Origin of the sequence: Rhodococcus sp. 15-649-2-2, assembly GCF_002258645.1 — a bacterium.
Lineage (GTDB): Bacteria > Actinomycetota > Actinomycetes > Mycobacteriales > Mycobacteriaceae > Rhodococcoides.
The window spans coordinates 62,133-68,213 of the sequence record NZ_NPFM01000009.1 but is presented as its reverse complement, the minus strand read 5'-3'; the positions used below and the strand labels follow the sequence as shown (position 1 = coordinate 68,213).

General features: G+C 64.0%; 7 protein-coding genes. 2 read left to right on the top strand and 5 right to left on the bottom strand.

All coding sequences use genetic code 11. The features are described from left to right. Positions 1-203: 203 nt before the first annotated feature. The gene (locus tag CH305_RS04320) at positions 204-950 is read left to right on the top strand and encodes an FAD-binding oxidoreductase (protein WP_094702865.1); all 747 of its coding nucleotides are present in this window, start codon (positions 204-206) and stop codon (positions 948-950) included. 17 nt (positions 951-967) lie between these two features. On the opposite strand, the gene CH305_RS04315 is transcribed toward CH305_RS04320, so the two are convergent. Continuing rightward, positions 968-1,369, bottom strand: coding sequence for a MarR family winged helix-turn-helix transcriptional regulator (locus CH305_RS04315; protein ID WP_032405541.1), 402 nt, complete (start codon positions 1,367-1,369; stop codon positions 968-970). Beyond that, positions 1,366-2,781, bottom strand: coding sequence for an MFS transporter (locus CH305_RS04310; RefSeq protein ID WP_094610986.1), 1,416 nt, complete (start codon positions 2,779-2,781; stop codon positions 1,366-1,368). The genes CH305_RS04315 and CH305_RS04310 overlap by 4 nt, the downstream gene beginning before the upstream one ends. A gap of 154 nt (positions 2,782-2,935) precedes the next feature. Between CH305_RS04310 and CH305_RS04305 the strand changes: the two genes are divergently transcribed. Next, on the top strand, positions 2,936-3,166 hold the full coding sequence (locus CH305_RS04305; protein ID WP_032376217.1) for a hypothetical protein: 231 nt from the start codon (positions 2,936-2,938) through the stop codon (positions 3,164-3,166). 1 nt (position 3,167) lies between these two features. On the opposite strand, the gene rsgA is transcribed toward CH305_RS04305, so the two are convergent. The 3 genes from rsgA to CH305_RS28920 form a co-directional block, all read right to left on the bottom strand. Next, positions 3,168-4,184, bottom strand: a complete 1,017-nt coding sequence (rsgA, locus tag CH305_RS04300) for a ribosome small subunit-dependent GTPase A (RefSeq protein WP_094702863.1) — start codon at positions 4,182-4,184, stop codon at positions 3,168-3,170. 143 nt (positions 4,185-4,327) lie between these two features. Then, entirely contained in the window at positions 4,328-5,779 is a 1,452-nt protein-coding gene (locus CH305_RS04295; protein WP_032376219.1) for a trehalose-6-phosphate synthase, read from the bottom strand. Between the two features lie 51 nt (positions 5,780-5,830). Beyond that, positions 5,831-6,004, bottom strand: coding sequence for a hypothetical protein (locus tag CH305_RS28920; RefSeq protein WP_008710019.1), 174 nt, complete (start codon positions 6,002-6,004; stop codon positions 5,831-5,833). Between the last annotated feature and the right edge of the window lie 77 nt (positions 6,005-6,081).

The following is a 6,081-nucleotide window of genomic DNA, read 5'->3' as shown; positions in this document are numbered from 1 at the left end:
CGACACCCCGAGAGGTTCCGCCGCCGCCCGTGCACACCACAACCGCCCGCAACCGTCGGAATCAACAACAACCGACTCCAGACAGCTTGACATTGAGCGGCGTTCAGCAAACGCGCGCGCGTTTGCGCCGGCGAGCGGGGCAGCGGTGCCGAACCTTGCGCGCGTTTGCGAGACACCCGCCCCCGACCCCTATCCTGGTCGGCATGCAGGCGTGGAGTTCGACGGTCGTTCAGTATCACCGCCTTCGGAACGACCTCGCGGTCATCAGACTCGAGGGCGATGTGGTTCCGTTCACGGCAGGCCAGTCGGTATCGGTGACAGTTCCCCAGAACTCAGCTCTGACGCGGCGATACTCACCCGCGCTGCCGCCCTCGCTCGACGGCAAACTGGAATTTCACGTCCGAGCCGTTCCCGCTGGATGGGTGAGCGGGTCGATCGTCAACGAGACGCGGCCAGGTGATGTCTGGCAGATCAGCGATCCCCAAGGCGGTCTGCGTGTCGACGACTCGGGTCGCGACGTCGTGATGATCGCGGGCGGCACCGGCCTCGCTCCGTTGCGGGCAATTCTGCTCGATCTCACGCGCTGGGAGCAGCCGCCCAACGTCACGCTGTTCGTCGGCGGAAAATCACCTCGCGACCTGTATGCCGGGGACATGCTGTGGTTGATGGCGTCGCAATTGCGGTGGTTGACCGTCGTTCCCGTCGTCGATCAACTGAACGAGCCGTGGGCTCCGGATCGATGGAACGACCGCATCCGTGACGAAATCGGTTCCACCACCGCGTTCTTCGAGCCCGAGCACTGTTGGGAAGGCAGTATGGCCGACGTCGTCGCCACCCAGGGGCCATTCCTGGACAGCCAAATTTTGGTGTGCGGATCCCCGGGAATGGAAGCGGCGACCGTACGGGCCCTGGTCGAGACCGGCACCCCACTCGAGTCCATCCGCCGCTGAAGCGCTGTCCTAACAGATCAGGGCAGCTGCAGAATCCGTCGTAGATGTGCCAGATCCGCCGCAGATACCGTCGTGAATTCCGGCGGCGGGGCGTCGGCGATTGTTCTGGCTTTCTCCGCAAGGCGACGGCCGGCATCGGTGAGCCCGATGATGCGGCGTCGGCGATCCTCGGGATCTTCGGTGCGCACCACCAATTCGCGCTTCTCGAGCTCGCGAACGTTGAGGGAGACGTACGGCGCATCGGACGCAAGAATCTCGGCCAGCTCGGTCACCGTCCGATCTCCCGCGAGCAATTTGGTGAGCAGCTTCGCCCGCAGAAAGCTCATGCCGGTGGCGTCGGCGACGGCCCGTCGGGTGTCGTGTTTCTCGAGCATCAGTGAGCGCATCTCGCGCCAGACATGCGCTGCGTCGGCGGTCATACGAGCACCGGACGGCCGATGTTCTCGGCGGTCGAGCGGGCCCACCGGCCGGTGGTGACCAAGGCGAGCACGGTGACGACCACGCCTGCGCCTGCGATGACGAACCACGCGGGCACGGCAGCGGCGGTGAAACCGTCGGAGATCTCACCGACGATGCTCGCGGTGACGATGGAGCCGACGACGGCCACGCCGAGCGACTGACCCACCTGCCTACTGGTCGACGCGATGGCGGACGCGACTCCGGCCTGGCTGCGCGGCATTCCGGACACCGCGGTATTGGTGATCGGAGCATTGACCATGCCGAAGGATATTCCGAAGATCACGTAGGCAACCGCCAGCCACGCGAACGACGTCGTCGGAGTCAGTCGGGTGAGCATCAGCGCCGAGGCCACGAATCCGATTCCGGCAACGAGCAGCGGAATGCGCGCACCCAGGGTGCCGACGATGCGGCCGGAGATCGGCGCGAAGATCAGCGTCATCAAGGCCATCGGCAGAGTGTAGAGACCGGCATGCAGCGGGGAGTAGCCGCGCACGTCCTGCAGGTACAGGGTGTTGAGGAACAGAAATCCGCCCAGGGAAGCGAACGCGCACACGGCGATCACCGTCGCTCCGCTGAACGGTGCGCTACGGAAGAACCTCAGTTGAATCAGGGGTTCCTCGATCCGCGACTCGACCACCAGCAGGCCGACGAGGGAACCCACCGCGATGGCACCGGTCAGCACGATCAGCGGTGATCCCCAGCCCTTCGCAGGCCCTTCGATGATGGTGAACACCAGCGAGGCGAGAAACGCGAAGATGAGGAATTGACCGGCCGGGTCGAACTTTCTCGCGTGCTCGGCTTTGGATTCGGGGACGAACTTCACCGTCATCGCCAGTGCGAAGATGCCGACCGGGACGTTGATCCAGAAAATCGATTGCCAGCCGGCTCCGGTGACGAGGATGCCGCCGAGCGCGGGGCCCGCCGACATCGAGATCCCGACGACAGCACCCCACATTCCGATGGCCCCGGCACGCTCTTTCGGGTCGGTGAAGGTATTGGTGATGATCGACATCGCGACGGGATTCATCATCGAACCGCCGACGGCCTGCAGCATGCGGAAGGCGACGAGCCAGCCCAGTGACGGTGCAATGCTGCACAGCAGGGACCCGACCACGAACGTTCCGGTCCCGATCAGGAAGAAACGTTTGCGTCCGAACTTGTCGGCCATCGAGCCGCCGAGCATCAGCAGCGAGGCGACGACCAGCGTGTATGCGTCGATGATCCACTGCAGGCCCGATACCGATGCGTTCAGGTCGGCGCGCATCGACGGCAGTGCAACGTTGACGATCGTGTTGTCGGTGCTGACGAGAAACAGGCTCAGGCAGCAGATGCCGAGCACGAGATACCGGTGTCGTCGAGTCAACTCGGCCACGTTCACCTCCGCGATAATGCTTGTATATCTATAACTATTACATGAGTACTCCTAATTTGTTCACCGAGCAAGTGAGTGCGCCCAGATGCGTGCCCGATAGGGTGTGTGTCACAGACTTGCTCGAACCCGATCGCTCGCCGAATGGAGAACAACAGTGGCTTCCGAGATCGCACCAGGCGACCTGGTTCAGGCGTCCGGGCACGCCGGCCCGTGGAAGGTGCTCGAGATTCGTCAGGGTTTGGCGTTGCTCGAACACCACGACGGGCATCGGTTGTCGGTGCGCACCACCACGGTCGAGGTGGTGCGCAAGGCGTCGAGCAGTGAAGGTTCGGCTCGGCAGGCCGAGGCGGAGACCGACAGTCCCTCACTGTTCGACGAGAGCTGACCTACCTCCCTCTACCGTCGGCGGCGTATTTCCGACGTAGTGACTTCGAGATCTGCTTGTACTCGCGCAGCTTCTCGCTGCGAGCTTTGGCGTCGTGCCTCGAGGTGGCCCAGGCGTTCTCCCGCAGCAGCTTTCGGTAGTTGCCGAGTCTGCGTTCGGTGAGCTCGCCCGCGTCGACGGCGGCAAGCACTGCGCATCCGGGCTCGTGTTCGTGCGCACAGTCACCGAACCGGCACAGTGCGGCCAGTTCTTCGATGTCGGAAAAGGCGCTCGCCACAGCATCTTCCGATCCCTGGATACCCACCGACCGCAGACCCGGGGTATCCAGCAGAACGAGGCCGGACGCCGGAATCGGCACCAACTCCCGATGCACCGTCGTGTGCCTGCCTTTGCCGTCGGCGTCGCGGGTGGCACCGGTTGCGAACGCCGAGCCGCCCAGAAGGGCGTTGCCGAGCGTCGACTTGCCGGATCCCGACGGCCCGATCAGTGCGACCGTGCCTCGCAGATGTCCTGTCAGTGAGTCGATTCCGCCGGTCGAGACAGCGCTCGTGCTGCATACGGTGACACCCGGTGCGGCTGCCAGTATTCGTTCTTCGTCGACGCTGCCGCTGTCGTTCTTGGTGATCGCGAGAACGGGGACGCCGCCGCTGCCCCAGGCGAGGGTGATGTAGCGCTCGACGCGACCGAGGTCGAGGGCCGTGTCCGACGCGACGGTGACCACGACGGTATCGACGTTGGCTCCGAGAACTTGTGCCTCGGAAGTGGATCCGGCGGAGGCGCGTTCGATGGCCGTCCGGCGGGGGAGGATGGACATCAGGCGGAACGAGTTCTCGTCCAGGGTCACCCAATCCCCGGTGCAGGTGTTGCTGCCGGTGCATCGGACGATGCCGCTGTCGGTGACGGCGTCGAACTCGCCGCGGTCGACGCGTACGACACGGGCGAGAATTCTGTTCCGAGAATGGTTTTCGAATTCGGTCAGCCAGTGCTGATCGAGACCGTAATGGTCGAGTGAAGACATGCGAGATCCTTCGGGGAGGAGGAACGAGGGCTCGGGGGTGTTGTCGTCCAGGTGGCCACGATGCCCACCTCCTCACTTCTGGCATGCATGAAAAAACCGTCGACGGCAAAGTTGCAGCCGTCGACGGTCGGAAGGAAAGCGATTTAACGCTGCGTGGGGTTCGAGCCCTCCGCAGGTTGTGCGAGCGCGGTCAGGAAGGAACGGGCCCAGCGGTCGACGTCGTGCGCGAGCACCTGCCGACGCATGGCACGCATGTGGCGCTTTCCTGCCTCGGGTTCCTGTTCGAGCGCGCCGATGATGGCGTCCTTCACGCTGTCCAGGTCGTGTGGATTGCACAGGTATGCCTGGCGCAGTTCTGCTGCGGCACCGGTGAATTCGCTGAGTACGAGCGCGCCACCGAGATCGCTGCGGCAGGCCACATACTCCTTGGCGACGAGATTCATGCCGTCGCGCAGTGGCGTGACCAGCATGACGTCGGCGGCGACGAAATAGGCCAGCAGGTCGTCGCGGGGGATCGGCCGGTGCAGGTAGTGCACCACGGGATGACCCACCTGGCCGTATTCGCCGTTGATCCGGCCCACCTGCTGCTCGATCTCGCCGCGCATCGCTACGTAACTTTCGACGCGTTCCCGGCTGGGCGTGGCCAACTGCACGATGACGTTCTCGGCGGGGTCGACGCGGCCCTCTTCGAGCAACTCGCGGAAAGCGTTGAGCCGGACGTCGATTCCCTTGGTGTAATCGAGTCGATCGACGCCGAGCATGATGCGCTTCGGGTTTCCCAGGTCCTTGCGGAGTTGCTTCGCGCGATCACGGACGGCCTTGGAGCGAGACTTGGTGTCGAGGTCGCCCGAGTCGATGGAGATGGGGAAGGCCCCGACACGCACGGTCCGGAAGCCGACCTGCACGACGCCGAGCTTGGACCGCACTCCGACGGTTCCGCGGGACGTGGTTCCCCCAGCGAGGCGTCGGGCAAGGTAGAGGAAGTTCTGCGCGCCGCCGGACAGATGGAACCCGATGAGATCGGCACCGAGGAGTCCCTCGACGATCTCGGTGCGCCACGGCATCTGCATGAACAGCTCGATCGGCGGGAACGGAATGTGCAGGAAGAACCCGATGGTCAGATCGGGGCGCAGCATCCGCAGCATCTTCGGAACGAGCTGGAGCTGGTAGTCCTGGATCCAGACCGTCGCGCCCTGCGCCGCGGCCTCTGATGTCTTCTCGGCGAAGCGACGGTTCACCTCGACGTAAGCGTTCCACCAGTCGCGGTCGTACTCCGGCTTGACGATGACGTCGTGGTAGAGCGGCCACAGGGTGGCATTGGAGAAGCCCTCGTAGTACTGGGTGTATTCCTTCTCGCTGATCGGCACCGGCCGCAGCTGCAGGTCGTCCTCGACGAACGGCTCGACGTCGACGTCGGACACGCCGACCCATCCCACCCAGGCACCCTTGTTGGCGCGCAGGATCGGTTCGAGGGCGGTGACCAACCCGCCGGGGCTTCGCTTCCATCGCGTGCTTCCGTCCGGAAGCTTTTCCAGATCGACGGGCAACCTGTTGGCTACGACGACAAAATCCGAACCCTGCGAGGCGTCAGCCACAACTGTCCAATCCGCTTGTAGATCCCTGGGAAACAGCCCTGCGAAAACCTGTCAGTCGGTCTTCGCTACGGGGTCTATACCCAGCATCGACAACAACATGCGGCATTCGTCCGCATCGGTGGCGTAGGCAGCGACGACGCGCTGAGCCTGGCTGGCCGTCTCGTACTCGAGTGGGACGATGTCTTCGTCGGCGATGTCGTTGTCGGTGGAGGTCTTGGCAGGCATGGTGTTCTCCGTACTCTCTACTGGACTTACGTGGTGTTCCTGGCCACGACTCTATGTAAATGTGGCACCCCATCGCC

What these genes read in the sequence shown, in the direction of transcription:
- CH305_RS04320 (WP_094702865.1), top strand. Translation starts at nt 204, where the DNA reads ATGCAGGCGTGGAGTTCGACGGTCGTTCAGTATCACCGCCTTCGGAAC.
- CH305_RS04315 (WP_032405541.1), bottom strand. Translation starts at nt 1,369, where the DNA reads ATGACCGCCGACGCAGCGCATGTCTGGCGCGAGATGCGCTCACTGATG.
- rsgA (WP_094702863.1), bottom strand. Translation starts at nt 4,184, where the DNA reads ATGTCTTCACTCGACCATTACGGTCTCGATCAGCACTGGCTGACCGAA.
- CH305_RS28920 (WP_008710019.1), bottom strand. Translation starts at nt 6,004, where the DNA reads ATGCCTGCCAAGACCTCCACCGACAACGACATCGCCGACGAAGACATC.